The sequence below is a fragment of the Haloarcula sp. S1AR25-4 genome (assembly GCF_031624555.1).
Classification (GTDB): domain Archaea; phylum Halobacteriota; class Halobacteria; order Halobacteriales; family Haloarculaceae; genus Haloarcula; species Haloarcula pellucida.
Genome location: NZ_JAMQOR010000003.1, coordinates 1 through 26,864, shown reverse-complemented (window position 1 = coordinate 26,864; position 26,864 = coordinate 1). Strand labels below are relative to the sequence as shown.

At 65.1% G+C, this 26,864-nt stretch carries 22 protein-coding genes, 1 tRNA gene and 1 rRNA gene; 15 read left to right on the top strand and 9 right to left on the bottom strand.

Annotation, left to right across the window (positions count from 1 at the left end; translation table 11 throughout):
* Positions 1-18 precede the first annotated feature (18 nt).
* Genes NDI85_RS13425 through NDI85_RS13415 form a run of 3 tightly spaced genes read right to left on the bottom strand, consistent with a single transcriptional unit; the run spans position 19 to position 3,422 of the window.
* Entirely contained in the window at positions 19-828 is an 810-nt protein-coding gene (locus tag NDI85_RS13425; protein WP_310916078.1) for an energy-coupling factor transporter transmembrane component T, read from the bottom strand.
* On the bottom strand, positions 825-2,558 hold the full coding sequence (locus tag NDI85_RS13420) for an ABC transporter ATP-binding protein (RefSeq protein ID WP_310916077.1): 1,734 nt from the start codon (positions 2,556-2,558) through the stop codon (positions 825-827). Before NDI85_RS13420 ends, NDI85_RS13425 begins: the two co-directional genes overlap by 4 nt.
* A 6-nt stretch (positions 2,559-2,564) precedes the next feature.
* Entirely contained in the window at positions 2,565-3,422 is an 858-nt protein-coding gene (locus tag NDI85_RS13415; protein WP_310916076.1) for a hypothetical protein, read from the bottom strand.
* 244 nt (positions 3,423-3,666) lie between these two features.
* Between NDI85_RS13415 and NDI85_RS13410 the strand changes: the two genes are divergently transcribed.
* From NDI85_RS13410 to NDI85_RS13400, 3 genes are all read left to right on the top strand, one after another.
* Positions 3,667-4,788, top strand: coding sequence for a sensor histidine kinase KdpD (locus NDI85_RS13410; RefSeq protein WP_189001437.1), 1,122 nt, complete (start codon positions 3,667-3,669; stop codon positions 4,786-4,788).
* Positions 4,789-4,821: 33 nt separating this feature from the next.
* Complete coding sequence (gene rdfA, locus NDI85_RS13405; RefSeq protein WP_310916075.1) at positions 4,822-5,454, top strand: rod-determining factor RdfA; 633 nt, start codon at positions 4,822-4,824, stop codon at positions 5,452-5,454.
* A 207-nt stretch (positions 5,455-5,661) separates the two neighbouring features.
* Positions 5,662-7,563: an archaea-specific SMC-related protein gene (locus NDI85_RS13400; RefSeq protein WP_310916074.1), complete on the top strand. Its 1,902-nt coding sequence runs from the start codon at positions 5,662-5,664 to the stop codon at positions 7,561-7,563.
* 23 nt (positions 7,564-7,586) lie between these two features.
* Here the strand turns inward: NDI85_RS13400 and lipA are convergent, their stop codons facing one another.
* Positions 7,587-8,537 (bottom strand): lipoyl synthase, encoded by a 951-nt coding sequence (gene lipA, locus NDI85_RS13395; protein ID WP_310916073.1) that lies wholly within the window; start codon positions 8,535-8,537, stop codon positions 7,587-7,589.
* A gap of 53 nt (positions 8,538-8,590) precedes the next feature.
* The gene (locus NDI85_RS13390; RefSeq protein ID WP_189001428.1) at positions 8,591-8,737 is read right to left on the bottom strand and encodes a hypothetical protein; all 147 of its coding nucleotides are present in this window, start codon (positions 8,735-8,737) and stop codon (positions 8,591-8,593) included.
* Between the two features lie 153 nt (positions 8,738-8,890).
* On the opposite strand from NDI85_RS13390, the gene NDI85_RS13385 reads away from it, so the two are divergent.
* On the top strand, positions 8,891-11,260 hold the full coding sequence (locus NDI85_RS13385; protein WP_310916423.1) for a DEAD/DEAH box helicase: 2,370 nt from the start codon (positions 8,891-8,893) through the stop codon (positions 11,258-11,260).
* 198 nt (positions 11,261-11,458) lie between these two features.
* The gene (locus NDI85_RS13380; protein ID WP_189001426.1) at positions 11,459-11,707 is read left to right on the top strand and encodes a hypothetical protein; all 249 of its coding nucleotides are present in this window, start codon (positions 11,459-11,461) and stop codon (positions 11,705-11,707) included.
* 136 nt (positions 11,708-11,843) lie between these two features.
* Here the strand turns inward: NDI85_RS13380 and NDI85_RS13375 are convergent, their stop codons facing one another.
* A complete protein-coding gene (locus tag NDI85_RS13375; protein ID WP_310916072.1) occupies positions 11,844-12,497 on the bottom strand; it encodes an HAD family hydrolase in 654 nt (217 codons plus the stop codon).
* A 454-nt stretch (positions 12,498-12,951) separates the two neighbouring features.
* On the opposite strand from NDI85_RS13375, the gene NDI85_RS13370 reads away from it, so the two are divergent.
* The 7 genes from NDI85_RS13370 to pheT all read left to right on the top strand — a co-directional run bounded on the left by NDI85_RS13370 (position 12,952) and on the right by pheT (position 21,958).
* A complete protein-coding gene (locus NDI85_RS13370) occupies positions 12,952-13,329 on the top strand; it encodes a hypothetical protein (protein WP_189001423.1) in 378 nt (125 codons plus the stop codon).
* Positions 13,330-13,411: 82 nt separating this feature from the next.
* Positions 13,412-14,146 carry an endonuclease NucS domain-containing protein gene (locus NDI85_RS13365; protein ID WP_310916071.1) on the top strand — a complete coding sequence of 245 codons (735 nt, stop codon included), beginning with the start codon at positions 13,412-13,414 and terminating at the stop codon, positions 14,144-14,146.
* 70 nt (positions 14,147-14,216) lie between these two features.
* A complete protein-coding gene (endA, locus tag NDI85_RS13360) occupies positions 14,217-15,215 on the top strand; it encodes a tRNA-intron lyase (RefSeq protein WP_310916070.1) in 999 nt (332 codons plus the stop codon).
* Between the two features lie 221 nt (positions 15,216-15,436).
* Positions 15,437-17,068 carry a tryptophan--tRNA ligase gene (locus NDI85_RS13355; protein WP_396275532.1) on the top strand — a complete coding sequence of 544 codons (1,632 nt, stop codon included), beginning with the start codon at positions 15,437-15,439 and terminating at the stop codon, positions 17,066-17,068.
* Between the two features lie 159 nt (positions 17,069-17,227).
* On the top strand, positions 17,228-18,460 hold the full coding sequence (locus tag NDI85_RS13350) for a hypothetical protein (RefSeq protein ID WP_310916068.1): 1,233 nt from the start codon (positions 17,228-17,230) through the stop codon (positions 18,458-18,460).
* 253 nt (positions 18,461-18,713) lie between these two features.
* Positions 18,714-20,225, top strand: coding sequence for a phenylalanine--tRNA ligase subunit alpha (locus NDI85_RS13345; protein ID WP_310916067.1), 1,512 nt, complete (start codon positions 18,714-18,716; stop codon positions 20,223-20,225).
* Positions 20,225-21,958, top strand: coding sequence for a phenylalanine--tRNA ligase subunit beta (pheT, locus tag NDI85_RS13340; protein ID WP_310916066.1), 1,734 nt, complete (start codon positions 20,225-20,227; stop codon positions 21,956-21,958). Before NDI85_RS13345 ends, pheT begins: the two co-directional genes overlap by 1 nt.
* Positions 21,959-21,982: 24 nt before the next feature.
* On the opposite strand, the gene NDI85_RS13335 is transcribed toward pheT, so the two are convergent.
* Genes NDI85_RS13335 through NDI85_RS13325 form a run of 3 tightly spaced genes read right to left on the bottom strand, consistent with a single transcriptional unit; the run spans position 21,983 to position 23,799 of the window.
* Positions 21,983-22,462, bottom strand: coding sequence for an RDD family protein (locus NDI85_RS13335; protein ID WP_189001412.1), 480 nt, complete (start codon positions 22,460-22,462; stop codon positions 21,983-21,985).
* 35 nt (positions 22,463-22,497) lie between these two features.
* The gene (locus NDI85_RS13330; RefSeq protein WP_310916065.1) at positions 22,498-23,550 is read right to left on the bottom strand and encodes a quinone-dependent dihydroorotate dehydrogenase; all 1,053 of its coding nucleotides are present in this window, start codon (positions 23,548-23,550) and stop codon (positions 22,498-22,500) included.
* A 51-nt stretch (positions 23,551-23,601) separates the two neighbouring features.
* Positions 23,602-23,799 carry a hypothetical protein gene (locus NDI85_RS13325; protein ID WP_004516407.1) on the bottom strand — a complete coding sequence of 66 codons (198 nt, stop codon included), beginning with the start codon at positions 23,797-23,799 and terminating at the stop codon, positions 23,602-23,604.
* A 249-nt stretch (positions 23,800-24,048) separates the two neighbouring features.
* On the opposite strand from NDI85_RS13325, the gene NDI85_RS13320 reads away from it, so the two are divergent.
* The 3 genes from NDI85_RS13320 (at position 24,049) to NDI85_RS13310 (ending at position 26,640) form a co-directional block, all read left to right on the top strand.
* Positions 24,049-24,357 (top strand): non-histone chromosomal MC1 family protein, encoded by a 309-nt coding sequence (locus NDI85_RS13320; protein WP_166966927.1) that lies wholly within the window; start codon positions 24,049-24,051, stop codon positions 24,355-24,357.
* A gap of 637 nt (positions 24,358-24,994) precedes the next feature.
* Positions 24,995-26,465 (top strand): 16S ribosomal RNA (locus NDI85_RS13315).
* A 103-nt stretch (positions 26,466-26,568) separates the two neighbouring features.
* Positions 26,569-26,640: transfer RNA gene (locus NDI85_RS13310), tRNA-Ala, on the top strand.
* Positions 26,641-26,864 lie beyond the last annotated feature (224 nt).

The window sequence follows — 26,864 nt, the reverse complement described above, 5'->3', positions numbered from 1 at the left end:
CGGTCCGGGCCGTGGCCCTCACAGCGTGACGGCGATGACTGCGACGACGGCAAGCGACCCACCGAAGAACCCGACGTCGAGGGGGCGAATCTGCAAGTCCGCTAACTGCAAGTCCTTGCTCGCCGCGTCGTGCAGGGAGTGAGAGAACCCGCGTGTCTCCATCGCTTCGACGGTGACGCGACTGCGCTTTGCGACGTTGAATATCATCGGGTAGAACGCCCGCATCGAGATCCGTAGGATGTACGCGTAGTGCCGCCACCGGAAGCGACCGGGCGAGTCCGGCGCGGCGCTTCGCAACCGATAGGCGTTGACGAGGTCGTGATACTCCTCGAAGAGCACCGGCAACATCCGGTAACCGTAGGTGATGAGAAACGTGAACTGTCGGGGGATACCGAGGCTCCGAAGCCCCTGTGCGAGCGTCTTCGGACCCATGCTGGAGAACACGGCCAGACTCGACACCGAGATGATGGTCAACTTCAGCGTAAACGGTATCAACGCCCGAATCGCGGCCATCGGATCGCCCGTGAAGGCGGTCACGACGGCGTACGACGCTAGCGTCGAGGCTACCGTAAACGCCATCAGCGCGACCAGAAAGAGGCTCACCCGGGACACGTACGCGAGCAGCGAGACGAACGCCAGCAACCCTAACAGGACGCCCGTGTCGTAGAACAGCCACGGGACGAACAGGAAGACGAAGTACCACAGCAACAGTACCCGAGGGTCGAGGCGGTGCAGGAACGACCCCTCGTTCTCGTAGGCCGTCTTCAGCAGGTCGTTCTTGATGGCGTCGACGGACGCCGCGTCCCGGAGTCCATCGAGGTACGTCATCGCTCGGCCTCCACGGGGGCGTCGCTAGCGAGGCGACTCGCCAGTCCATCGACGGTCAGCGGTGCGGACGACAGTCCGAGTCGCTCGCTCAGTCGGACGACCTGTGGTGGTCGCAGATTCGCCCGCTCTAGGGTCTCGGTGTCCGAGAAGACGGCGTCCGGCGGACCGTCGGCGATGACGCGACCGCCGTCGAGGACGACGATGCGCGTCGCCCACGCCGCCGCCAGTTCGAGATCGTGGGTCGCGATGACGACCGTCTCGACGCGCTGTCCGGCGCGGTCGATGGTCCGCCCGACCTCCTCCCGACTCGCCAAGTCGAGGCTCCCCGTCGGTTCGTCGAGCAGGACGATCGATGGGTCGGTCGCCAGTCCGATGGCGAGCGAGGCGCGTCGCTGCTGGCCGACACTCAGCAGGCGACCGTCTCGGTGCTGTAGGTCGCCGAGGTTCAGGTACTCGATGACGTCGTCGACCCGCTCTTCGACGTCTGGGTACCCGCGGTCCCGGAGGTAGTGGGCGACGTCGGCGCGCACCTCGTCTTCGATGAACATCTCCTCGGGGTTCTGGTGGACGTACACCACGTCGTCGGCGAGCGTCTCAGGGAGTGTGGACCCGGCGTCGACGCCGTCGACCGTCACGTGCCCCTCGTCGGGACTCTCGATCCCGGTGACGAGTCGCAGCAGCGTCGACTTCCCGGCACCGTTGCTCCCGACCAGCACGACACGTTCGTCCGGGTAGAGGTCGAGCGAGAGGCCGTCGAGCGCTTGTCGGCTCCCGTCTCGGAGCGTCTCGTAGCTATGAGAGACGTCGTCTATCTCGATGACCGGGGACTGCCCGTCGGCGGTTGCCGGAGACGCCTCGATAGCGCCGTCGGTACGCACGCCGCCCGCGGCCGCTCGGTCTGTGAACTGTGTCACGCCGTCGGCAACGGTCACCGGCAGTCGCCGCCCGTCGTCGTACACCTGCTCTGCGACGCGGGTCACTTGCGGCGGATGGACGTCCTGTGCCCGGAGGTCGTCGAGCCTGTTCAGTGCCGCTTCGACGGGGCGCTTCCAACTGACCGCCCCGTCTTCCACCAGCACGACGCTCTCGCAGTACTCCGCGATGAACTCGGTGTGGTGTTCGATAGTGACCACCGTCTTCCCGTGGTCGGCGTTGAGTTCGGTGAGGTGCTCGTACGTCGCCCGGGCGTTGACGGGGTCTAACTGGGCCGCCGGCTCGTCGACGACGAGGATTTCGGGGTCGAGCGACAGCGCCGCTGCGAGAGCGACGAGGTGTTTCTGCCCACCTGACAGTTCCCAGATGAACCGGTCTTCGAGGCCGTCGAGGTCCAGCAAGTCGAGCGTCTGATGGACGCGCTCGCGGTAGTCCTCGTGACCGTAGTTCAGCGGCGCGAACGCGACTTCCTCGAACACGGTGGGGTTGACCAGTTGGTTGTCGAACTCCTGGAACACGTAGCCGACGTGCTGTGAGAGTTCGGCGACCGAACTCGTCGCGGTGTCCAGTCCGGCGACGGTGACTGATCCCTCGAAGGTCCCCTCGTAGAAGTGGGGGATGATGCCGTTGAACGACTTACAGAGCGTCGTCTTCCCGGAGCCGTTCCCGCCGACGACGGCCACGAACTCGCCCGGCGCTATCGACACGTCGGCCCCGTCGAGGACGTTCGTGTCTGTCCCGGGGTATCGAAACGAGAGGTCGTCGACGACGATATCGGCGTCGTGAGTCGAATCCATCGGTGTTCAGGAGGTCTGTCGGGTCGCTCGGTACCAGACGACGACGGCGACGATGGCGGCGACCACGATGGGCACCGCGATGAAGATCTGGCCGTACATCTCGAGGAACTCGGGTTCCCAGACGACGTTGATGGCGCCCCCGACCTCGCTTGCCGCTTCGGCGACGAACGCCAGCGGGAAGGCGAGCAGAATCGCGAGGAACGCCTTGAGCGAGAAGCCGCCCCACATGGAGGCGCCGCGCTCGCCCTGATAGGGCTCCATGCCCAGTAGCGGTTCGACCTTGCCGTGGAGCTTCGGATAGAGGTACAGCGCGGGGATCACGCCGAAGACGATACCGGTGATGACCATCTGGGTGACGAGGTCGACGGCCTCTAAGACGAAGATGCTCTCGGGGAGACCCGGGACGGCCTCCAGTTCCTCGACGCCGACGTACACTTTCCCGATGTCGATGAACATCGCGAAGAACTCCTCCAGCCCTTCCGCGATGAACACGACGAGCGCGAGCTGAGTGGTGTTCTCCGGGTCCTGCAGGAGTTTCGCGGCGAAGTAGTAACAGACCGGAATCAGGAGGAGTCCCTCCATCGCGCCCAGTCCGTCGAACTCACCCAGCAGGATTTCGCCGAACACGATTTCGCCCACCGGAACGGCCAGCGCCGCCCAGTAGGTCCGGAAGAGAAGGACCAGCACGATGGGGATGAAGACGAACTCACCCACGCCTAGTTCCAGCGGTCCCAGCGTGAACTCCGGGAGTATCTCCGTCACGGCGTTTTGCAACCCCGTGAGGGACATGACGAGGATGAACACCATCATGTCCTGTTTGTCGAACGCGAACCACCCCTCTGATGTAGTCGACGTTGTGCTCATGCTACAGCCGAACCGATACCGAGCCCCTATTTGAGCGCTTATAATAGCTCTATGACGGCCAATACTACGAGACGAGTGCTTGGTACAACTATATGCGTGTATGTACGAACAATTCCTCTCCGTATCCGACGTTCGCCCCTCGGAACCGCCTGAACGGTCGGTACGGGCCGACCTATATAACACAATTTCTTCGATAGAGTGTTCATAGTCACCCTTAGATGGGCCCTTCGACGACGATACGACGATGCGCCCGCTCAGGTTCCGGAGTGACTGGCGGACACTCGCTTTCACGTACTGGCCCGCTGGCGCAGTTCTCGGGGGCTCGTTGCTGTACGTGCTCGTCCAACTGCTCGTCTGGCCCGGGGATACGACCTACGCCATCCCGGACATCGTCGGCGAAGGCACGGTCGTCCTCGCGCTCCTCGCGGCCGTCTTCGTCGTCCAGCGCGTGCCAGTGCGCCGACTGTACCGTCCGCTGATGGGTGGTCTCACCGTCTTCTATCTGTTCGCGCTGACGGACTTCTTAGACGAGTTCGTCCAACTCCCCGCCGTCTTCGCGCTCTTGTTCGAGAACGGCGCGGAGGCGGTCGGAACCGTCCTGCTGGTCGTCGGCATCTATCGCTGGACGGCCGCCCGACAGGAACGAGAACACGAACTCCAGTCCCGAAGTGACCAGCTAGAGGTGCTGAACCGTCTCCTCAGGAACGACATCCGGAACGACACGATGGTCATCCGGGGCTGGGCGTCGGTGCTACAACGCGAGACGGGACCGGACGCCGACGAGCGTCTCGGTCGAATCGTCTCCGTGGCGAACGGCATCATCGATCTGACCGAAACCACCGAGGAGTTCACCGACGTGCTGACGACGGCCGAGACGGTCGACCTCGAACGGCGCTCGCTGGCACCGACTATCGAGGGCGAAGTAGAGAAACTGCGGGCCCGCTACGAGGATGCACGCGTAGACGTCGACGGGACCCTCCCGCAGGTCGACGTCGTCGCACACAGTATGCTTCCCGCCGTCTTCAGGAACCTGCTCACCAACGCCGTCGAACACAACGACGCTCCGACGCCGACGGTTCGAATCAGTGCGGAACGCGTCGACGACACCGTTCGGGTCCACGTCGCGGACAACGGCCCCGGGATTCCGGACGAGCGGAAAGATGCCATCTTCACCAGAGCCGAACCCGCACACGGCGGGTCCGGGTTCGGTCTCTACCTCGTCAAGACCCTCGTCGCGGAGTTCGGTGGCGACGTTCGAGTCGCCGACGCCGACACCGGCGGTGCCGTGTTCACCGTCGTGTTGCGGGTCGCCAGCAGCGGCCGGCTTCCCGACATCGACCAGATGGACGTCCGCTCCCCTCGCTAAACGGTTTTGTGTGCGCTCTCCCTACGGCCAGCCGTGACCGACACCGACGGGACGACCGGGTCGAAACGGGGGCCGGAGAACAAGGTCAGTAGACTCATCGACCAGTACGACCTGACCGGAATAGGGGCGGAACTCGAACGCCGCTGGACTGCCGAGGATGACGCGAGGGCGAGTCTCCGGGAACTGGCGACCGAGTTCAACCACCGACTCGTCGAGGCCGCACTCGCCGCAGAGAACGAGAGCCTGTTGGACGGCGAAGCGGCGAACCTGTACCGTCTGCTCACCGACGAGGACACCTCTACCGGAGCGCGCACCAAAGCCCGCCACCGGCTTCGCCGGAGCGGGCTCGACGTCGAGGGCCTCCGCGCGGACTTCGTCTCCCACCGCGCGGTTCACACCTATCTCACGACCTGTCGGGAGGTGACGCCGCCGTCGGACCGCGACGACGACGCGGACCCGACCGCCCGCCGAAAGCGAACGCTCGACCGCCTCACGAGTCGGGTCGAACGGGTCACTGCGGGAACCCTCAGCGACCTCTCGGCGGCCGGCGAACTGACCGTCGACGACGTCGACGTGTACGTCGACGTGCAGGTACACTGTCCGACGTGTGGCGCCCAGTACGGACTCCACGACCTCCTCTCGCGCGGCGGGTGTGACTGTCAGTAAATCGTGGACCGACGACTCGTCGGTCGGAGTACAACCCGTAACAGCTGTACGGCTGTAACGGGTTTGTCGGAGCGTGAACCGGCCGTCGAACGCCGTCTCACTCGCCGGTTCGCCGCGGCTCTCGAAAACCCGTAACGCGAGTACGGCTGTAACGAGTTTCGATACCGGATGGCAACGGCTTTCATCGGTTCACGCTTGGACCGACACATGGCCCCGTCCACTGAGATGGCAGCACTGCACGTCGAGAACGTCGGCGGCATCGAGTCGACCGACGTCTCGCTGGCCCCCGGCGTCTCGGTTCTCACGGGACGGAACGCGACCAATCGGACGTCGCTCCTCCAGGGGTTGATGGCCGCACTGGGGAGCGAAGCGCCGTCGCTGAAGAGCGACACGGCCACGGGGTCGGTCGAACTGGCTCTCGACGGCGAGACCTACACGCGCACGCTCACCCGCGAGAGCGGGACGGTCACGTTCGACGGGTCGCCGTATCTCGACGAGGACGTGACCGTCGCGGACCTCTTTGCGTTCTTGCTGGAGTCGAACGAGGCGCGGCAGGCCGTCGCCGACGATGCGGACCTCCGTGAACTCCTCATGCGTCCGGTCGACACCGACTCCATACAGCGCGACATCGCGTCCCTGCGCTCGGAACGCCGGGAGATAGTCCAGCGACTCGACGACCTCTCGACGCTGGAGGCGGACCTGCCGGACCTGCAGGCACGTCGAGACGAACTCGATGCGGAGATAGACTCCGTCGAGTCCGAACTGGAGGCGGCGCGCCAAGCACTCGAACAGGCCACCGAGACGGCGACGACAGACGGTGAACTGACCGACCGACTGGAGGCGCTTCAGGAGCGAACGTCGGAACTCGACGAGGTCCGCTTCGAACTCGAAGCGGAGCGTGACAGCCTCGACGCCGTCCGAGCGGAGTGTGCGGACCTCGAACGCTCGCTGTCGACGTTTCCGGAGGCCCCGGACGAGGAACTGGCCGAGGTGGCGTCGGAACTGGCCGACTGCCGCGAGCGGAAACAGCGACTCGACTCCGAGATCACCGAGTTACAACAGACGATACAGTTCAACGAACGGATGCTCGACGGTGGTGACCTCTCGGTCGCCCAGACGTCGACTGCGGACCGGACCGAGGCCGACGGGGTCGTCTGCTGGACCTGCGGGTCGGCCGTCGACCCGACCGACGTCGAACGGACGGTCGAACAGCTCCGAACGCTCCAGTCGGAACGCCGCGAGGAGCGAGCCACGGTTCAGGAGCGAATCGACGCCTTGCTCGACCGACAGGCCGAACTCGAGGAGAGCAAACGCCAGCGCGAGGAACTCCGCCAGCGACACGACGACCTGCTGGCCGAACGTGCGGAACGCGCCCGTCGCGTCGAGACACTCGAACAGCGCCGTGCGGACCTCCAGGCCGCCGTGGAGGACGCCCGAGACGCGGTCGGAAGCCGCGAGTCCCCGGACCAGTCGGACACGCTCGACCGTCACCGCGCCGTCAACCGCGCCGAGTTCGAACTCGAACAGCTCCGGGCCGACCGGTCGGCCGTCGTCGAGGAGATCGACGACCTGCAGCGCGAACTCGACCAGCGAGCGGACCTCCTCGCTCGACGGGAGGACATCGACGCGGAGATAGAGTCGCTCCGAGGCCGTATCGAACGCCTCGAACGGACCGCGGTCGCAGAGTTCAACGACCACATGAGTCAGGTGCTCGACATCCTCGATTACACCCGACTCGCCCGAATTTGGATAGAGCGTCAACCCGAGTCGGCCGACTCGACGGGAACGGCGCTCTCCGAGAGCCGATTCGTCCTCCACATCGTTCGCCGGACCGACGACGGGACGACCTACGAGGACGTCATCGACCACCTGAGCGAGTCCGAGCGTGAGGTCACGGGCCTCGTGTTCGCGCTCGCGGGCTACCTCGTCCACGAGGTCTACGAGACGGTCCCGTTCATGTTACTCGACTCGCTGGAAGCCATCGACTCGGAACGGATCAGCAAACTGGTCGGTTACGTCAGGCCCTACACCGACTTCCTCGTCGTCGCGCTCCTCCCCGAGGACGCGCGGGCGCTCCCGGACTCGTATCACCGAATCCGGAACGTCTGAACGGACGGGCGAGGACCCGCGCTTTACGCGCTCCGCGCTCGCTCGCGGGCGTCGGCCACGTCCTCGCCGCGCCGAACCGCCTCGACGAACAGTTCACCGGCGCGGTACGACGACCGAACCATCGGCCCCGAGGCGCAGTAGAGAAAGCCGAGTTCCTCCTCGGCGACCTGCCGCCACGTCTCGAAGGCGTCGGGGTGGACGTACTCCGAAACTTCGAGATGCGAGCGGGAGGGCTGGAGGTACTGGCCGAGTGTCACTACGTCGACACCGATCTGCCGGAGGTCCGAGAGCGTCTGGTACACCTCGTGTGCGTACTCGCCGACGCCGAGCATCAGACTCGTCTTGGTGTAGAGATCGCTCTCGCGGTCGGCCTGTCGCAAGACCGAGAGCGACTGCTCGTAGCCCGCCCGACGGTCCCGGACCGGCCACTGGAGGCGGTCGACCGTCTCGACGTTGTGCGCCAGCACGTCCGGTTCGGCGTCGATAATCTGCCGGACGAGTCGCTCCTCGCCGCGGAAGTCCGGAATCAGGCACTCGACGAGGATGTCCGAGTCCCGCCGCTTTATCTCCCGGATCGTCTCGGCGAAGTGGCCCGCGCCCTGATCGGGCAGGTCGTCGCGGTCGACGCTCGTCAGGACGACGTAGTCCAGTCCGATGTCGGCGACGGCCTCGGCCACCCGCTCGGGTTCGTCGGGGTCGAGCGGATCCATCCCGCCGGTCTCGACGTCACAGAAGTTACAGCCCCGCGAACAGCGGTCGCCCATCAGCATGAACGTCGCCGTCCCCGGTCCGTTCCGGCCGCTCCAGCACTCCCCGAGGTTCGGACAGTTGGCCTCCTCACAGACCGTGTTGAGGTTCCGGTCGCGGAGGCTCTGTTTGATGTCGGTGAACCGCTCGCCCGACGGTGGCCGCATCTTCAGCCAGTCGGGCTTGCGCGCACGACTCATTGCCCGACGCTTGGTGCGTGCGCGCAAAAGAGATTGGGTTCCGGGACGTCCGTCGTCACTGCTCCAGACTCGTCAGGTCTTCACTGCTGCACTCCGGGCACTGGAACCAGTACGACCCGGGGTCGGCGTCGGACTGGCACCGAGACGGGGTCGACGGCGAGGATGCGGCGGACCGCCTCGCTCCCCAGCACTTCGAAAATCGTCTCCGGCTCCCAGTCCCTGCTCACAGCCACGTTCATCGATGCCAGCTACATACATTCGCGGTCGCCGTCGGCCGACAACCACCGGGAGTGAGCCACAGCGGGGCCGCCATAGAAACGCCTTTGAGGTCCCGGACCCGCCTGTCTGACGTGTCACGCCGAGCCGAGAGTGAGCCGACGGTGGCGGTCGAGGAGGTGGTGCCCGACTTCGCCGACGCGTTCCCCTTCGAGCGGTTCAACGAGATGCAGTCGGCGGCGTTGCCCGCCCTGCTGAACCGCGAGGACAACGTCGTCGTCAGCGCGCCGACCGCCAGCGGGAAGACGGCGCTCGCGGAGCTGGCCATCTGCAAGACGCTGGCCGAGGGCGGGACGGCCCTCTTTCTGGCCCCGCTCCGCGCGCTCACAAACGAGAAAGAAAGCGAGTGGGAGCGCTTCGAGGAGATGGGCTACTCGGTGTACGTCGTCACCGGCGAACGGGACCTCTCCCCCCGCCGGGCCGAACGCGCCGACGTCCTCGTGATGACCCCCGAGAAGGCCGACTCCGCCACTCGAAAGCACGATACGGCCCGCTACTCCTTTATCACGGACGTGGACTGTTGCGTCATCGACGAGGTCCACCTGCTGGACTCCGAGCGGCGCGGCGCGGTGCTAGAAGTCACCGTCTCGCGGCTTCGACGCCTCTGTGGCCCGCGCGTGGTCGCGCTGTCGGCGACGATGCCCAACATCGAGGACGTGGCCGACTGGCTGGACGCCCCCGAGGAGACCACCTTCGCCTTCGGCGACGACTACCGGCCGGTGCCGTTGAACGCCGACGTCAAGACCTACTCCCACGGCGAGAACGCCTTCGCCGACAAGTACCGGCGGCTCTACCGGGCGCTGGACCTCGCGGAACCGCACATCCGCGACGAGGGGCAGGCGCTCGTCTTCGTCTCCTCGCGACAGGACACCGTGCAGGCCGCGAAGAAGGCCCGCGACGAACTCACCGAGCGAGACATCCCGATGGGCGCCCGCGGGGACTACGACTTCCACACCGACGCCGCCGATCTGCAGAACGACACGCTCCGCCAGTCCGTGCTGGACGGCGTCGGCTTCCACCACGCCGGCCTCGCCCGCGAGGACAAGAACCGCGTCGAACAGTGGTTCAAGGAGGGGAAGATTCAGCTTCTCTTCTCGACGTCGACGCTGGCGTGGGGCGTGAACCTCCCCGCCCGGTGTGTCGTCATCCGGGACACGAAACTGCACGACCCGCTGGAGGGCGAGGTGGACATGAGTCCGCTGGACGTCCTCCAGATGCTCGGCCGGGCCGGACGGCCGGGCTACGACGACATGGGGTACGCGTGGGTCGTCTGTGACCGCTCGGACGCCGACAAGTACCGCCGTCTCCTCCGGGACGGCAAGGAGATAGAGTCGCGACTCGCCGCGGAACTGGACGCCCACCTCAACGCCGAAATCGCGCTGGGGACGATCCGGGACGTCGACGACGTGATGGACTGGCTAGGGACCACATTCTATTATGCCCGCGCACAGTCGGCCCCCGACGCGTACGACGCGGGCAGCGACCTCCGCGAACGGGTGAGCAACACCCTCTCGGAACTGGTCGCCGACGGCTTCGTCGAACAGGACGGCCTCCGCGTCGAGTCCACTCGACTCGGCCAACTCGCCTCGAAGTTCTACCTTCGACTGGACACCGCCCGCCGCTTTGCCGACCTCGCAGAACGTTGTGCGGCGGCCGCCGAGAGCGGTGACGTGGACGCTATCGACGCCGACGACCTGCTGACGACGCTGGCCGGTGCGACGGAGTTCGACAGCGTCAGCGCCCGGTCGGACGAACAGGACGCGGTCCACGCTGTCATCGGCGACGGCGTCCCCGACCACCTCGATGCGGGCCAGCGGAAGGTGCTCGCCATCCTCCGGTCGGGGATGACCGGGACGACGCCGACGGAACTGAAGAGCGACGCGTGGGTCATCCGACAGAACGCGCTCCGACTGCTCGCCGCCCTGCGGGAGTTTCTCGACAATCTCGCGCCGGGCCGCTACGCCAACCTCGCCTGCCGCGTGGAGGCCCGCGTCGAACACGGCATCAGCGCCGACGCGGTGGGCCTGACCGCCATCGACGGCGTCGGGTCCGGGCGGGCGAAGAAACTCGCCGCCGCCGGCCTCTCGACGCCCGCCGACGTGGTCCGAGAGGGCGTCTCGGGACTCGTCTCGGCCGGTCTCTCGGAGGGCGTCGCCGAACAGGTGGTCTCGAACGCACGGGACCTGCCGGTGGTCGTCGTCGACTGGGGCGAGTTCCCCGAATCCGTCGCGCCCGGTGACCACGAGATGTGCGAGGTGACCGTGGCGAACAACGCCGGCGGCACTCGCGCGGGCCTGCGCGTGACGGTCAACGGTCGCGAGATGACCGCGAAACCGGCGTACTTCGGCCAGACGAACCTGCCCGTCGCCGTCTTCGGGGCCGACGCCGACGAACTGGCGTACACCGTCGAAGTGTCGTATCCCAACCTGCCACTCCCGCCGGTGACGTCCTCGCGAACGGTCGACGTCCGCTGACTACCGGCGGCACGAAGAAACGACTTCATAACCGATAATAAAACTTCTAAAGCTCTCTCAAATCGTCGTATCCGCCCGCAAAAACGACGGTAAAACCGGATAAAATCGGACAGGTTCCGTGTAACCTCGCGAACTGTCCGTAAGCGTCTGGCGTTTATATGGGGGTACGGGTCGTTCCATAGGACGAGGAGGAATCAGATGTCCAGTGTCTCGCCCTTCCGGTCCCCGTCCGAAGCGCTCCCAGACAGGAGTGTCGACTTTCGAACGCTCGCTTTCCGACCCATCCAGTTCCTCGGGTTCTGGACCGCGGTTCTGGCACCGCTTGCGTACCCGACAGTTCTGTTGAGCGGCCTCGACGGACAGTCGCTCCTGTTCCTCCTCGCAGGCGTGTTCCTCGCGAACGTCCTCGGCCTCGTCCTCGGTCGGGACTATCGTGCGGACGCCTGAGACACTCCCCACACGCACCGCTGTGGCCACCGGTCCCCGTTTTCCTCTCACCGACTCATACTGGTGGCTGTAACAAACTGCAGTACTTCGCCACCCCGGGGTGGCGAATATCTGTACGAACTTACAGCCACCAGTATCACTCGCCGAGCCACAGCGCCCGCAGGTCGTCGGCGTCGTCGGCCAGATGGTTGACCATCGAGAGGTCCGTCTCGTCGCCGTCGCCGCGGAAGCCGACGGTGGTCATGCCCGCGCGCACGGCCGCCCGTGCGCCGGCGGTGGAGTCCTCGACGGCCCAGCACGCCGCCGGGTCGACGCCCAACTCGGACGCGCCGCGCTCGTAGATGCCGGGTTCGGGTTTGCCCGGGCCGTCGACGTCCTGTGCGCTGACCGCCGCGTCGAAGTGGGCAAGTAGGTCGAACCGCTCGTCGATGACGTCTATCCAGTCCCACGGGGCCGAGGTGGTGAGCGCGAGCGGTACCCCGGCCGCACTGAGGTCGGCCAGCAGGTCGTGCGCGCCCGACAGCAGCGTCGCGTGGTCACGGTAGATTCGCTCGCCGGCTTCCTCGAACAGGCGCTCGTACTCCTCGCGGGAGACGTCGACGTCGTACTCGGCGGCGATGTCCGGGTACACCTCGGTGTAGTCGCGGCCGGTGATGGCCGACAGCGGGATGTCGTCGTCGGGCGCGACGGTCGGGAGGATGTGGTCGCGCTGGACGCTCACCCAGTGGTCTTCGGACTGGACGAGGACGCCGTCCATGTCGAAGCAGATGGCGGTCGGTGCGTCGCTCATTGTCCGTCCTCAATCGCCCGAGGGTTTTGCGTGTTGTGGGCGAGGGTTTAGATACCGGGAGGGGGCCATCCCCGTCCATGCACGACGGAACGCGCGGACGAGGACAATTGATATATACTCAACCCACTCTAAATGAGATGACACTCTCATAAAACATTTTGAAAATACGAACCCGATATTATAATTAAACACTCGCTGATTATCGGCAGCTGGATAGACGTAGCGTTCTGAAAACAAGCGGCTTGGCCGTTGCTGGAATCCTTGGTGCTGCTGGTCTACTCGATCCATTTGGAGCCGCTGCCGCTTCTGCTATTGCGATTATCTGCACAGTAGAGTGGGCAGCAATCAAGATTCAAAACAACGGATGTGGCGTAGTCCTCAATTTTTATGTAACGGGTACTGGATCAGTAAACGAAGCGAATATCCCGTTTCATACGATCTCTCCGCAATAGATATGAACCAGCACACCAGCAGGAAATGGGGATTCATACTCGCGGCCGTGTTCATCCCGCTCTTTCGGAGTTCCTCGGCTTGGAACAGTCTGTTCGCTGGTGGCCCGTCCGCTAAATGGATTCCGCAAGTAACCATGGCCCTCCTGTACGGTGTGTTCTTTGCTGTCGGGTTTTTTGGAGAGCAATTTGAGAGCGCCCACGACGACGGCGTTCGGTTCCCTGCCTACATGTGGGGATTCGGTTCAATCAGCATCGCTATTGGTATCGTTGCTCTCGCATTCATCGGGTTGGGATACGGTCTGATACCTTTCGGGCTTGATGTGGCCTATTCGATTATCGCCGTGGTAGCCGTAGGGACCATCGCCAAGAAAGTCAAGTGAAAGTGGATAAAATACCGACCTCACAAAACAAACCGCCGTTTCGGCCGAGCTTTCATATACGAAGACGGGACCACCCCCGTCCATGCACGACGGAACGCGCGTGATGGCCGGCGAGTGTACGACTGTCTTCGAAGGGTCCCGGGAACGCGAACAGCGCGGTGACGTGCTGGTGGTGGTCAAACCCGACAACACCGTCCTCGTCCACGACGCCGCCGGCTACCAACCGGTGGCGTGGCTCACCCGTGCGGAGAGCGTCACCGTCGAGGACGGCGTCGTCACCGCCAGCGACGGCGAGGAACTGCTCCGCGTCGTCGCCCACGAGGAACACGGCAGCGCCCGGTTCCCGGCCTCCCACGCCGGCGTCCCGGTGGCCGACTGCCCGGACTGTCCCGGCACGCTCGTCCGGGCGCGGGGGAGCGTCACCTGTACCGACTGCGAGGGCGAGTACGGCCTGCCCTCGAACGCCACCGTCACGGGCGGGCGCTGTGCCGACTGCGGCCTCCCGACGATGCGCGTCGAACGCGGCGAGGTGTTCGAACTCTGTCTGGACCGGGACTGCGAGCCACTGGACGACCGGGTGACCGACGCCTTCGACCGCGCGTGGTCGTGTCCGGACTGCGACGGCGACCTGCGAATCATCCGCCGCGGCGGCCTGCTGGCTGGCTGTGAGCACTACCCCGACTGCGACACCGGGTTCTCGTTCCCCGCCGGCGTCGTCGTCGACGAGTGCCCGTGTGGTCTCCCGGTGTTCGAGACGGCCGGCGGCCGTCGGTGTCTGGACAGCACCTGCGAGGCGGGACTCGTCGGCACGCTGTGACGACGGTCTTCCAAACGACTGCGAGCCCCAACCCACAGAGGATTTGTCCACGCACGAACCACCCAGAGGCATGGACCTCACACTCGACGGCGACGTCGTCCGGGCGGGGCAACGCGCCCGGGAGCGGTTCTACGACTCGCGCGGCTACGGCCACGCACAGAACGGCGACCTCGACCTCGCGCCGGTGGAGGCGGCTCACCTCCTCTATCGGGGGGACATCGAGGCCGTCGACGGGATGGACTTCCGTGAACTGCTGGGGTCGTCGGCCGTCCCGATGGTCGACTTCCTCGTCTATAAGGACCTGCGCGACCGCGGATTCTACCTCACGCCCGCCCGCGAGGGTTGGGTCGACGGCCCCGACGGGGTGGACTTCGTGGTGTACCCGCGCGGGAAGGGGCCGTGGGACGACGAGATCGCCTACCGGGTACGCGTCGTCGGCGAACGGGACGACGTGCCGGCGTCGTCGCTCGGCGACTGCGTGCTGGCCGTCGTCGACGAGGAGAGCGAGATAACGTACCTCGACACGACTGACCGCGAGGTCAGCGGGACCAGCGACGCCGACCTCTCGGTGGTCGACGGCGAACTGCTCACGGAGCGCGTCGTGTGCTGGGACCCGCCGAGCGAAGTGTACGAGCAGGCGTTCTACGGCCAGCGACTCGACGAGGACGCGGTGCAGTTGTCGCTGGTCGAGGCCGCGTACCTCGCTCGGGCGGGTGACCTGCGAGTCGAGGGCGGGCCCGACGCCGTCGTCGAACGCGGCCGCGAGGTGGAGGGCGAGCGGTTCGACCGTCGACTGACCGTCTACGCGGCCCTGCGGGACACGGGTGTCGTCCCGAAGACCGGGTTCAAGTTCGGCGCGGACTTCCGGACCTACGCCGACGTCGAGAGCGTCGAGAACCTCGGGCACTCGGAACTGCTCGTGCGGGCGTTGCCGGCCGCCCACAGTTTCGAACCGCGGGACCTCGCGCTGGACGTGCGACTGGCCCACGGCGTTCGGAAGACGATGGTGTTCGCGCTGGTCGGCGGCGACGCTGTCGAGTGGGTCGAAGTACAGCGGCTGACGCCGTAACCGGCCCTGATCGTTCGTACGGACCCGGAAGGCATAAGACCGTGTTCGCGCATGTCCCCCACATGGTGTCCACTCCCGTCGACTGCTGGCGCTGGCGCGTCCGGGAAGTGGACAGTCTCGCGGTTCCCGTCCGACGGGCGTAACCCGCCGACGGGTCCGGCGATGCTCCCTCCGCTTTCTCGGCCGTGGTTTCGACCGCATACCGACACGATACACGACACATGATGCGCGACTCACACACTGACGACGAATCGAGAGACGGGCAGACGCGGACCGACGGCGGCGAGCCGAGCGAGGCGAGGCGAGCCTCGTCGGACCGCCGGACCGACGGCGGCACCGACGCCGCCGGCGCCGACGAGGTCAAACTCGACCCGTGGGGCTCCTCGACCATCGCGGACTACCGCAAACTGTTCGAGCAGTTCGGCATCGAGGAGTTCGACGCGGTGTTACCCGACGTGCCGAACCCCCATTACCTGATGCGCCGGGGCGTCATCTTCGGGCACCGCGACTACGACCCCGTCGCCGAGGCGATGCGCGAGGGCGACGACTTCGCCGCGCTTTCGGGGTTCATGCCCACTGGCGACCCCCACATCGGCCACAAGATGGTGTTCGACGAGATAATCTGGCACCAACAGCAGGGCGCCGACGCCTACGGCCTCATCGCCGACCTCGAAGCCCACGCCGCCCGCGGCCTGACGTGGGCGGAGATAGACGAACACGCCCGGAGCTACGTCCTCTCGCTACTGGCGCTCGGATTCGACCCCGAGGAGGGCGAACTGTATCGCCAGTCCGAGAACCGCGAACTGCAGGACCTCGCCTTCGAACTCGGCGCCGAGGCCAACGCCTCCGAGTTGCAGGCCATCTACGACTTCGACGGCGAGACGAACATCTCCTACATGCAGTCGGTCGTCACGCAGATGGCCGACATCCTCTACCCACAACTGGACGAGCCGAAACCGACGGTCATCCCCGTCGGTCCGGATCAGGACCCGCACATGCGACTGGCCCGTGACCTCGCGGCGCGGATGCGCTACTTCGGCGTGACAGAGGCGTTCGCCAGTTTCGAGGCCCAACCGGAAGAGCGGCCACTGCTCCGGCAGGCCTACGACGCCCGCGAAGAGTACGCCGAGGACCCCGAGATGCCCCGCTGTGGCGAGGCCGCCGACTGGCTTCGGGACCACGAGCCAGCCCCGGCCGATGCCCGCGAATCGGCCGTCGAGAAACTCACAAACGCCGGGAAGGAACCGCTCCGGCCCCGGACACGAATCTTCGACCGGCGGGCGACCGACGCGGCGTTCGAGGCGCTCATCGAGGCCGTCGACGGCGAGAAACGGGTGTACGACGAACACGTCGACGCCTTCGACCTCTCGCAGTCCGAGGCCGAGGAACTCGCCCGGCAGGTGGAACTAGACAACGGCGGTTACGGCTTCCTCCCGCCGTCGTCTATCTACCACCGCTTCATGACTGGCCTCACCGGCGGGAAGATGTCCTCCTCGATTCCGGCCTCGCATATCTCCCTGCTCGACGACCCGGCGGACGGCTACGACAAGGTGAAGTCGGCCACGACCGGCGGCCGCGCCACCGCCGAGGAGCAGCGAGAGAAGGGCGGGAAAGCCGACGAGTGCCCCGTCTACGAACTGTACGCCTACCTGCTGTCTGGCGACGACGACGAGTTCGCGACCGAGGTGTACGAGGAGTGTGTCGGCGGCGAGCGCCTCTGTGGCGGCTGTAAGGAACAGGCTGCCGAGTTGATGGCGCAGTTCCTCGAAGACCACCAAGAGAAACGCGCCGAGTGGGAGGAGAAACTGGACGAACTGGACATCGACCTCGATACGGACCGCAAACGGTCGTGAACAGTTGGTAAGCCGACACAACGTCCCTTCGAGGTGGAGTCGTCCGTTCGACGGCGACTTTCGGTCGGCTTACACCCGAGGTAAGGCGCTCTTCCGCCCTCACGGGTGCGTAAACGATACGCTGTCGTTTTACTGTCGACGGTCTACCTATTGGGTGCCATGCAGCGACGGGACTACCTCCAGTACACCGGTGCAACGCTCGGTGGCACCGCCATCGCCGGCGGCGCGGCGTCCGAGGCCGCGGCCATCCCCCTCCCCCTCGAGGACCTGCCCGACGGGCCGACGGCCGTCGCGTGGGGTGACGCCGACGACGACGGCCGTGCAGAAGTTGCCGTTGCGCTTCGGACCGACGACGGGCCGCGATTCTGGGTCCTCGACGACGAGGATGCGGAGTTCGAGGTGCTGTTCTCCGGTGGTGAGGAGTGGGGTGACAGCGCCTTCGCGACGGCGCTCGCTTTCGGTGACTTCGACGACGACGGGGCCGACGAACTGGCGGTGGGTCGTCGGGCCGGCGGGAACGCCCGCTTTTTCGTCTACGACGACGCCGACGAGGACTTCGATCGCCTCCTCGCCGCGGGCCGAGACTGGAGCGACGACGCGAACACGACGGCGCTGGCGGCGGGAGACTTCGACGACGACGGGGTGGACGAACTCGCAGTCGGACGGTCCGCCCGGCGGAACGCCCGCTTCTTCGTCGTCGACTACGAGGACGAGGACGTACTGCTCCGCGGCGGCCGGGACTGGGGACGTGGTATCGCCACCTCGGCGCTGGCGGCCGGTGACGTCGACGACGACGGAGTCGACGAACTAGCGGTGGGTCGCCGGGCCGGCGGGAACGCCCGCTTTTTCGTCCACGACGACGCCGACGAGGACTTCGAGGTGCTGTTCCGCGGCGGCCGCGAGTGGGGGTCGGACAGCTATCCGACCGACCTCGCCTTCGGGGACGTGGACGACGACGGCTACGAGGAACTGGGCGTCGCCAGACGCGCCCGCTCGAACGCCCGTTTTTTCGTCTTCGAGGACGCCGACGCCGACTTCGAACGTATCCTCGCAGCGGGCCGCAACTGGGGGCGGGACGCCTACGCCACCAGTATCGACTTCGGCGACGTCGACGACGACGGCTACGAGGAACTCGTCGTCACTCGGCGGGCCGAGTCGAACGCCCGCTACTTCGTCCACGAGGACGAGGACGCCGACTTCGAGGTGCTGTTTACCGACGGCGACGACTGGGACGACGACGGCTACGCCATCGACGCCGCTTTCGGCGATATGGACGGTGACGACTTCGCCGAACTCGCCGTTGCCCGCACCGGACAGGGGCCACGTGCCATCCTCCGCGAAGACGAAGCGGCCGACTTCGAGTTCCGCGGGTTCGTCCTGTTCCCGGTGTGACCGAGCCGGCCGTCGGTGGCACAACGCTTTTTATCGCCCATTGCCACCGGACGGATATGGCACCCGAATCCCACCGTGCCGGCGCCGCTCGTCAGCCAGTCCGCGCTCCGGGATTCGGTTTCTTCTTCGCTTCCGGCCGGTAGTGGACTCGGGCCGCACCGAGAGGTAGCGGCCCGACGAAACCGCTGGCAGGAAGTGAGAACCGTTAACTGAGCGACCCGCGCTACTTCCCGACAACGACCGAGACACCCGTATGAAACGACCACAGGCACAGGTGGCCATCTTACAGGCCGCCGACGCACAGGAGGACAGACGAATCGACGAGGTGGCCGAGGAGGCTGGCCTCGTACCCGAAGCGGCGACGCGGGCCGCCTTCGAACTGGAAGCCGACGGTCTGGTGACCGTCTCCGAGGAGACGCTCGAACACTACGACCTGACCGAGGAGGGCGAGCGGTACGTCCGCGAGAGTCTCCCGGAGCAGGACCTCTACGAGGCCGCGCTTGACGCCGGGGCCGACGAGTCCCCGGTCGGGATGGGCGAGGTCATCGGTGCCTCCGGCCTCGAAGGTGGGGCCGTCGACATCGCGCTCTCGAACTTCGCCCGGAAGGGGTACGGCCAGATAGACAGCGGCGAGATAACCGCCGACCCCGACGCGGCGCCCGGCCGGGACCCGGAGATGCACGCGCTGGAAGCCGTCGCCGACGGCCGGGCCGAGGACGCCGACGCCGACGCTCTCGACCAACTCGAACGCCGCGGTCTGCTGGACATCAGCGAGGAGACCGTCCGCTCGGTCCGACTCACCGACGACGGCGTCACGGCGCTGATGGAGGGCGTCGAGGTCGCCGAGACGGTCGACCAGCTCACCCCCGAACTGCTCACCAGCGGCGAGTGGGAGGACGTGGAGTTCACCGAGTACAACGTCGAGGCCGACGCCGAGGACGTGCCCCACGGCAGGGAGCACATCCTCCGCCAGACGGCCAACCGCGTGAAGGACACGCTCGTCGGCATGGGGTTTCAGGAGATGGAAGGCCCCCACGTCGACGCCCAGTTCTGGATCAACGACTGCCTGTTCATGCCACAGGACCACCCCGCCAGAACCCACTGGGACCAGTTCGCACTGGAGCGACCGGACGAGATTCACGACCTCCCCGAGGACCTCGTCGAGCGCGTTCGCTCGGCCCACAAGAACGGCGTCGGCCCCGACGGCGAGGGGTACCACTCGCCGTGGGAGGAGTCGGTCGCCCGAGGACTGGACCTCCGTGGCCACACCACGTCGCTGTCGATGCGGTACCTCTCGGGCCACGAGATCGGCGAGTTGGAGCCACCGCAGCGGTTCTTCAGCGTCGAGAAGGTGTACCGCAACGACACGCTGGACCCGACCCACCTACTGGAGTTCTTCCAGATAGAGGGCTGGGTGATGGCCGAGGACCTCTCGGTGCGGGACCTGATGGGGACCTTCACGGAGTTCTACGAGCAGTTCGGCATCACCGACCTGGAGTTCAAACCGCACTACAACCCTTACACCGAACCGAGCTTCGAACTGTTCGGCACCCACCCCGAGACCGGCGAGGTCGTCGAGGTGGGCAACTCGGGCATCTTCCGCGACGAGGTGCTTTCCCCGCTGGGCGTCGACTGCGACGTGATGGCCTGGGGCCTCTCGCTCGAACGACTACTCATGCTCATGTACGGCTTCGAGGACATCCGCGACGTACACGGGACGCTCTGTGACTTGGAACTGCTTCGCGAGACGGAGGTGATGCACTGATGCCCGTCGTCGACGTCGACCCCGACGAACTTCGCCACCTCACCGGTCACGAGGAGAAAGACGACGAGGAACTCAAGTCGGACCTGTTCGACCTCGGACTGGAGTTCGAGGGCCGCACCGAGGACGACGAGTTCCAACTGGAGTTCGCCCCGGACCGCCTCGATCGGCTCTCAGTAGAGGGCGTCGCCCGGTCGCTACGCTACCACTACGGCGACGACCGCGGCGTCTACGTCCCAGCCACGAACAGCGCCGAGTGGACCATCGAAGTCACGGACCAACCCGAGGGACGCCCCTACGTCACTGGGGCCGTCGTCCGCGGCCTCGACATGAGCGAGGACGCACTGGAGTCGCTGATCCAGTTACAGGAGAAACTCCACGCGACGATGGGCCGCAAGCGAGCGAAGGGCGCTATCGGCGTCCACGACCTGACGATGCTGAAAGGCGAGGCCGCCACCGACGGCACCGGCAAGTCCATCACCTACACGAGCGCCGACCCCGACGAGGCGACGTTCGTGCCGCTGGACGCCGACCGCGAGATGACCCCCAACGAGGTGATGGCCGAGCACGAGACCGGCCAGACCTACGGGGACCTCGTGGCCGACTTCGACCGCGTGCCGGCCATCTACGACGCCATCGGCCTGTTCTCGTTCCCGCCGGTCATCAACGGCCGCCGGACCGAGGTCTCCGAGGACTCGCGGGACCTGTTCATCGAGATGACCGGGACCGACCAGTGGACCATCGACCGGATGTGTAACATCGTCTGCTACGCGCTGGAAGCGCGCGGCGGCAAAGTCGAACGCGTCGAGGTAGCGTACGCCGACGACGCGCCCGGCGAGTACCCCGGCCGGACGCTCTCGCGCCCGGACTTCGAGGTCCGCACCAAGACGGTCACGCTGGACCGCATCGAGAGCATCCTCGGCGTCGACCTCGAACCGCGCGAGGTAATCGACTACGCCGAGCGTGCCGGACTGGACGCCACCGAGATACGAAGCGAGGACGGCGTCTCGTTCGAGGTGGAGGTCCCGCCCTACCGCGTCGACGTCATTCACCCGCTGGACATCATCGACGACATCGGGCGCGCGCTCGGGTTCAACAGCCTCGAACCGACCTACCCCGACGTCTCGACGGTCGGCGGTCGCCACGAGCGCTCCCGGTTGGAGGACGCCGCCCGCGACACGCTCGTTGGTCTGGGCTTCGAGGACCTGCTCAACTTCCACATGACCAACGAGGCCGAGAATTTCGGCCGCATGAACGTCTCCCCGGACGACGACTGTCTCGGGGCGGCCGACCCGGTGACCATCCAGGAACCGTACAGCGAGGACTACACGATTCTCCGGACGTGGGCGCTGCCCTCCCTGCTGATGGTGCTTGAGAACAACACCCACCGTCGCTACCCACAGGACCTCGCGGAGATAGGTCTCGCCGCCGGACTCGACGATTCCCAGAACACGGGCGTCGCCGAACACCGCACCGTTGCGGGCGCCCTCGCGCGCACGGACGCTTCCTACGAGGACGCGAAGGCCCGCCTGCAAGCCATCGCCGAAGCGTTCGGTACGGATCTCCGGACGCCGCCGACGACCCATCCCTCGTTCATCGACGGGCGGGCGGCCGAAATCGTCCTCGACGGCGACTCGGTCGGCGTCGTCGGCGAGATACACCCGAAGGTGCTCGTCGACCACGACTTAGAACTGCCCGTGGCGGCGTTCGAGTTCCGACTGGACGCCCTAGAGTAGGCCGCTCACTGTCTGTCTCTCTGCCTACCGGTCGCTCGGGTAGACGTATTCGACGCCGCTCGGCCGCTCGTCGGCGTCTTCGTCTGTTTCGACGACGATGGTCGAGGAGAGCTTGTTGAACAGTCGGACCCCCTCTTTCTCGTAGGCGAGCCACCCGATGACGAGGTCGAGCGGGAGCAAGAACGCCTTTCCGAAGCTCTCGATGGCCGCGGTCCCGTAGTCGATCGGGTCGCCGCGTTCGTCGGTGACCGCGACGTTCAGCACCATCTTGCCGGCGGACTGTCCCTGGTACCCTTCGAGTGCCGTCCAGTAGACGAAGAGGGCGAGTCCGTTCAGGCCAGCGAAGGGGGTCGTCAGCGAGAGACTGCCGGTCAGGACTGCGAAGACACCCGCGATTTCACCGAGGCCGGTGAGGACGGCACCGACCAGTAGTACGTCGACGAGCCACGCCAGAAATCGGTCGTCCCACGAGGCGATGTGGAGCGTGCGGGGGGTGTCGGCCATACCCCGGTTTCTCCCACCCGCTACTTCAGGGTTCGCTACAAATCGGCACCGACGGCGTCTTCGACGCTGTCGAAGCCGTCCGCCTCTAACAGTTCGAGCAGGCCTTCGTTGATGTCTCGGGCGGTCGACGGGCCGTTGTAGACGAGGCCGGTGTACAACTGGACGAGGGAGGCGCCGGCACGAATCTTCCGGTAGGCCCCTTCGGCGCTGGAGACGCCGCCGACGCCGACCACCGGCACGTCGACTCGCTCGGCGACGAATCGGACCATCCGGGTCGACTGTCCCTCGATGGGTTTCCCAGAGAGGCCGCCCTGCTCGCTGGCGTTGGGCGAGCGGAGGCTGGCCGGTCGCTCCGTCGAGGTGTTGGTCGCGACGACGCCGTCCAGTCCCAGTTCCGTCACGAGGTCCAGCGTGTCCTCGACGGCGGGTTCGGGCAGGTCGGGCGAGAGCTTCACGAGCAGCGGTGCCGCGCCGGCCTCCTGCAGTTCCGAGAAGATGGCTTCCATAGCGTCGCGGTTCTGGAGTTCTTCGAACCCCTGTGAGTTCGGACAGGAGACGTTGACGACGAAGAAGTCCCCGCCTTCGGCCACCCGTTCGTACGTGTACCGGTAGTCTTCGGGCGCGTCGGCGGTTCCGACGTGCTCGCTCTTGGCGATGTTGACTCCCACGGGAATCGGGGCGTCGGTCGCGGCCAGTCGGTCGCCGACGACGTCCGCACCGTCGTTGTTCAGTCCCATCCGGTTGATGATCCCCTCGTCCTCGCGCAGGCGGAACATCCGAGGTCGTGCGTTCCCCGTCTGCGGTTCGGCGGTGACGCCGCCGACCTCGGCGAACCCGAAGCCCAGGGCCGCGAGCACCGACGGGATTGTCGCGTTCTTGTCGAACCCCGCGGCGACACCGACTGGGTTGTCGAACGATTGGCCGAAGGCATCGACCGACAGACGATCGTTGGAGACGGTGTACCGTCGAGCCATGGCGCTGGCGATTGGCGTCCCCTGCACCGCTTCGAGCAGCGTGTGGACGCCGTTGTTAGCTGTCTCTGCTGGTAGTGAGAACAACGCCGGTTTCGCGATATCGTAGAGTCTCATGAGCGTTCTCGAACGCCGTCTCGGTGGCGCCGTGACACCGGTGACGGTCGATTAGAAGTCGTGTTCGACCTCTTCGGGGTCGGCCTTCTGGATGATAATCTTGTTGTCCCGCACCCGTACGAACACCTCGTCGCCGATCTCCATCCCGGCGACGGCGAGTTCGTCTTCGTGAATGTTGATATGTACGTTGTGGTACTCGCCGTCCTCATCCTTGGCGCCACTCGGGCTGAGCTTCTTTTTTCGCACCATCGCGCTATCCTATTCCGTGCATCGCCGTAGGATACACTTAAGTCTACCGTGCCGCAGGTCGGCAGACGGCGCGCGGCCCGGGTGCGCGCGCGTAGTTATGGCCGCTTTTTCGCCCGATTTCGGCGCGGATTCCGACCGATATCCTCCGAAATAGCTCTTAGTATATAAATATACCCCGGGACGGAAGCCGGATTGGGGGGTATATTTATAATGTGCCATGTGCTGAATTGACATGGAGCGGTGAAAACCATGGCACGCGACAGTGACAAGCGCAACTTTGCGCTCCGTGAGGATGGCGATGAATCGAGCGTCTTCTCAGGCGGGACTCCCCGACAGGCTGCACTGAAGGCAGCCCGCCGGCTCGATCCGGCCGACAGCGAAGACGATGCCGACCGACAGGAGATACGACTCCGGGAGAAAGGGACTCACAAAGTCCACATCTACGAGGCGTGGGCGTGGGTCGAGGAGGCCCCCGACGACAAACCAGACTGGATGCCCGGCGACATTACCAAAGGGAACGTCTCGAAACAGGGTGTCGAACACCTCGACGACATCTGAGTCCCTGACCAGTCCGGGATTTTTCGACGAGTTACGTTACACTCGCGTGAGCGCGCGAGCGAGAGCCATCGGATTCAACCGCGTTTTTGTTCCCGTGTGGCCGGCCCGTATGAGGCTCTCTCACCCGTGTAACCGCCTGACGCACTCGATTCGGTCCGACGGGGTTAAGTGTGGTACTCCCATCGGAGTTGATGTGAACGCGGTACGGGGCGACGCGCCCCGGTCAGGCCAGCTCCCGATCGTTCCACTTAAGCGTAACAGTGGAGTCGAATGGGGTTCGAAGGTCGCTCATGTCGTGCGATTGGATGCGACCGAACACCGATGCCCTTAAGTGATACAGGGCACTCGGATCGAACGCGAATGAGGCCTGGCCGGGGCCGACGAAACCCGGCCGAACTGGACTGCGGCGAGGTCACTCGCCATCGTAACTCGAAGCCTTTAAGGTGGCTTCGAGATAACATACAGGTCCGGAGAAATGAGGATTCCACACCTGCGGTCCGCCGTACAGATGGGATCTGATGTTAGCCCTGATAGTTCGGTGACACCCGGTCGACGGGTGTCCTCGAACACCCTTCGATAGCGACCACACCCTTACGGGTGTGATCCCGCCTAACCCCCCGGCATTGTGCCGGGATACATTCCGGTTGATCCTGCCGGAGGCCATTGCTATTGGAGTCCGATTTAGCCATGCTAGTCGCACGAACTTAGATTCGTGGCGTATAGCTCAGTAACACGTGGCCAAACTACCCTACAGACCGCGATAACCTCGGGAAACTGAGGCCAATAGCGGATATCACTCTCAGACTGGAGTGTCGAGAGTGAGAAACGTTCCGGCGCTGTAGGATGTGGCTGCGGCCGATTAGGTAGATGGTGGGGTAACGGCCCACCATGCCAATAATCGGTACGGGTTGTGAGAGCAAGAGCCCGGAGACGGAATCTGAGACAAGATTCCGGGCCCTACGGGGCGCAGCAGGCGCGAAACCTTTACACTGCACGAGAGTGCGATAAGGGGACTCCGAGTGCGAGGGCATATAGTCCTCGCTTTTCTGTACTGTAGGGAGGTACAGGAACAAGTGCTGGGCAAGACCGGTGCCAGCCGCCGCGGTAATACCGGCAGCACGAGTGATGGCCGATATTATTGGGCCTAAAGCGTCCGTAGCCGGCCGGGCAAGTCCGTTGGGAAATCGACGCGCTCAACGCGTCGGCGTCCAGCGGAAACTGTTCGGCTTGGGGCCGGAAGACCTGGGGGGTACGTCCGGGGTAGGAGTGAAATCCTGTAATCCTGGACGGACCACCAATGGCGAAAGCACCTCAGGAAGACGGACCCGACGGTGAGGGACGAAAGCTAGGGTCTCGAACCGGATTAGATACCCGGGTAGTCCTAGCTGTAAACGATGCTCGCTAGGTGTGCCACAGGCTACGAGCCTGTGCTGCGCCCTAGGGAAGCCGAGAAGCGAGCCGCCTGGGAAGTACGTCTGCAAGGATGAAACTTAAAGGAATTGGCGGGGGAGCACCACAACCGGAGGAGCCTGCGGTTTAATTGGACTCAACGCCGGACATCTCACCGGTCCCGACAGTAGTAACGACAGTCAGCTTGACGAGCTTACTCGAGCTACTGAGAGGAGGTGCATGGCCGCCGTCAGCTCGTACCGTGAGGCGTCCTGTTAAGTCAGGCAACGAGCGAGACCCGCACTTCTAGTTGCCAGCAATACCCTCGAGGTAGTTGGGTACACTAGGAGGACTGCCGCTGCTAAAGCGGAGGAAGGAACGGGCAACGGTAGGTCAGTATGCCCCGAATGGACCGGGCAACACGCGGGCTACAATGGCTGCGACAGTGGGATGCCACGCCGAGAGGCGGAGCTAATCTCCAAACGCAGTCGTAGTTCGGATTGCGGGCTGAAACTCGCCCGCATGAAGCTGGATTCGGTAGTAATCGCGTGTCATAAGCGCGCGGTGAATACGTCCCTGCTCCTTGCACACACCGCCCGTCAAAGCACCCGAGTGGGGTCCGGATGAGGCCAGCATGCGCTGGTCGAATCTGGGCTCCGCAAGGGGGCTTAAGTCGTAACAAGGTAGCCGTAGAGGAATCTGTGGCTGGATCACCTCCTACTGATCGGGATTGGGGCTCTGCCCCAACCCACCTATGGTGTTCGAGAACACTCGCCGACCGGGCACCTATGAACTATCAGGGCTAACACCTGCGGATCTGCCGGGCCCATAGCTCAGCGGCAGAGCGCCGCCTTTGCAAGGCGGAGGCCCTGGGTTCAAATCCCAGTGGGTCCATGTCACGTGCCAGCCCCGAACCGTGCCCCTTAAGTGTGGGACGGCGATGGGATATGGTACGAAGACCGGTGCACTATCCCGGGTGAAACCGAGGATAGGAAGGGTCGATTCGCCCACCATCTACCACCTTGGGGGCGAGTATGAAACCGTGTGTACGTGCGATCCAGGCGTCCACTGGACTCGTTCAGTTTAGCGAGTCACAACGACGTTGGCTACTATGCCAG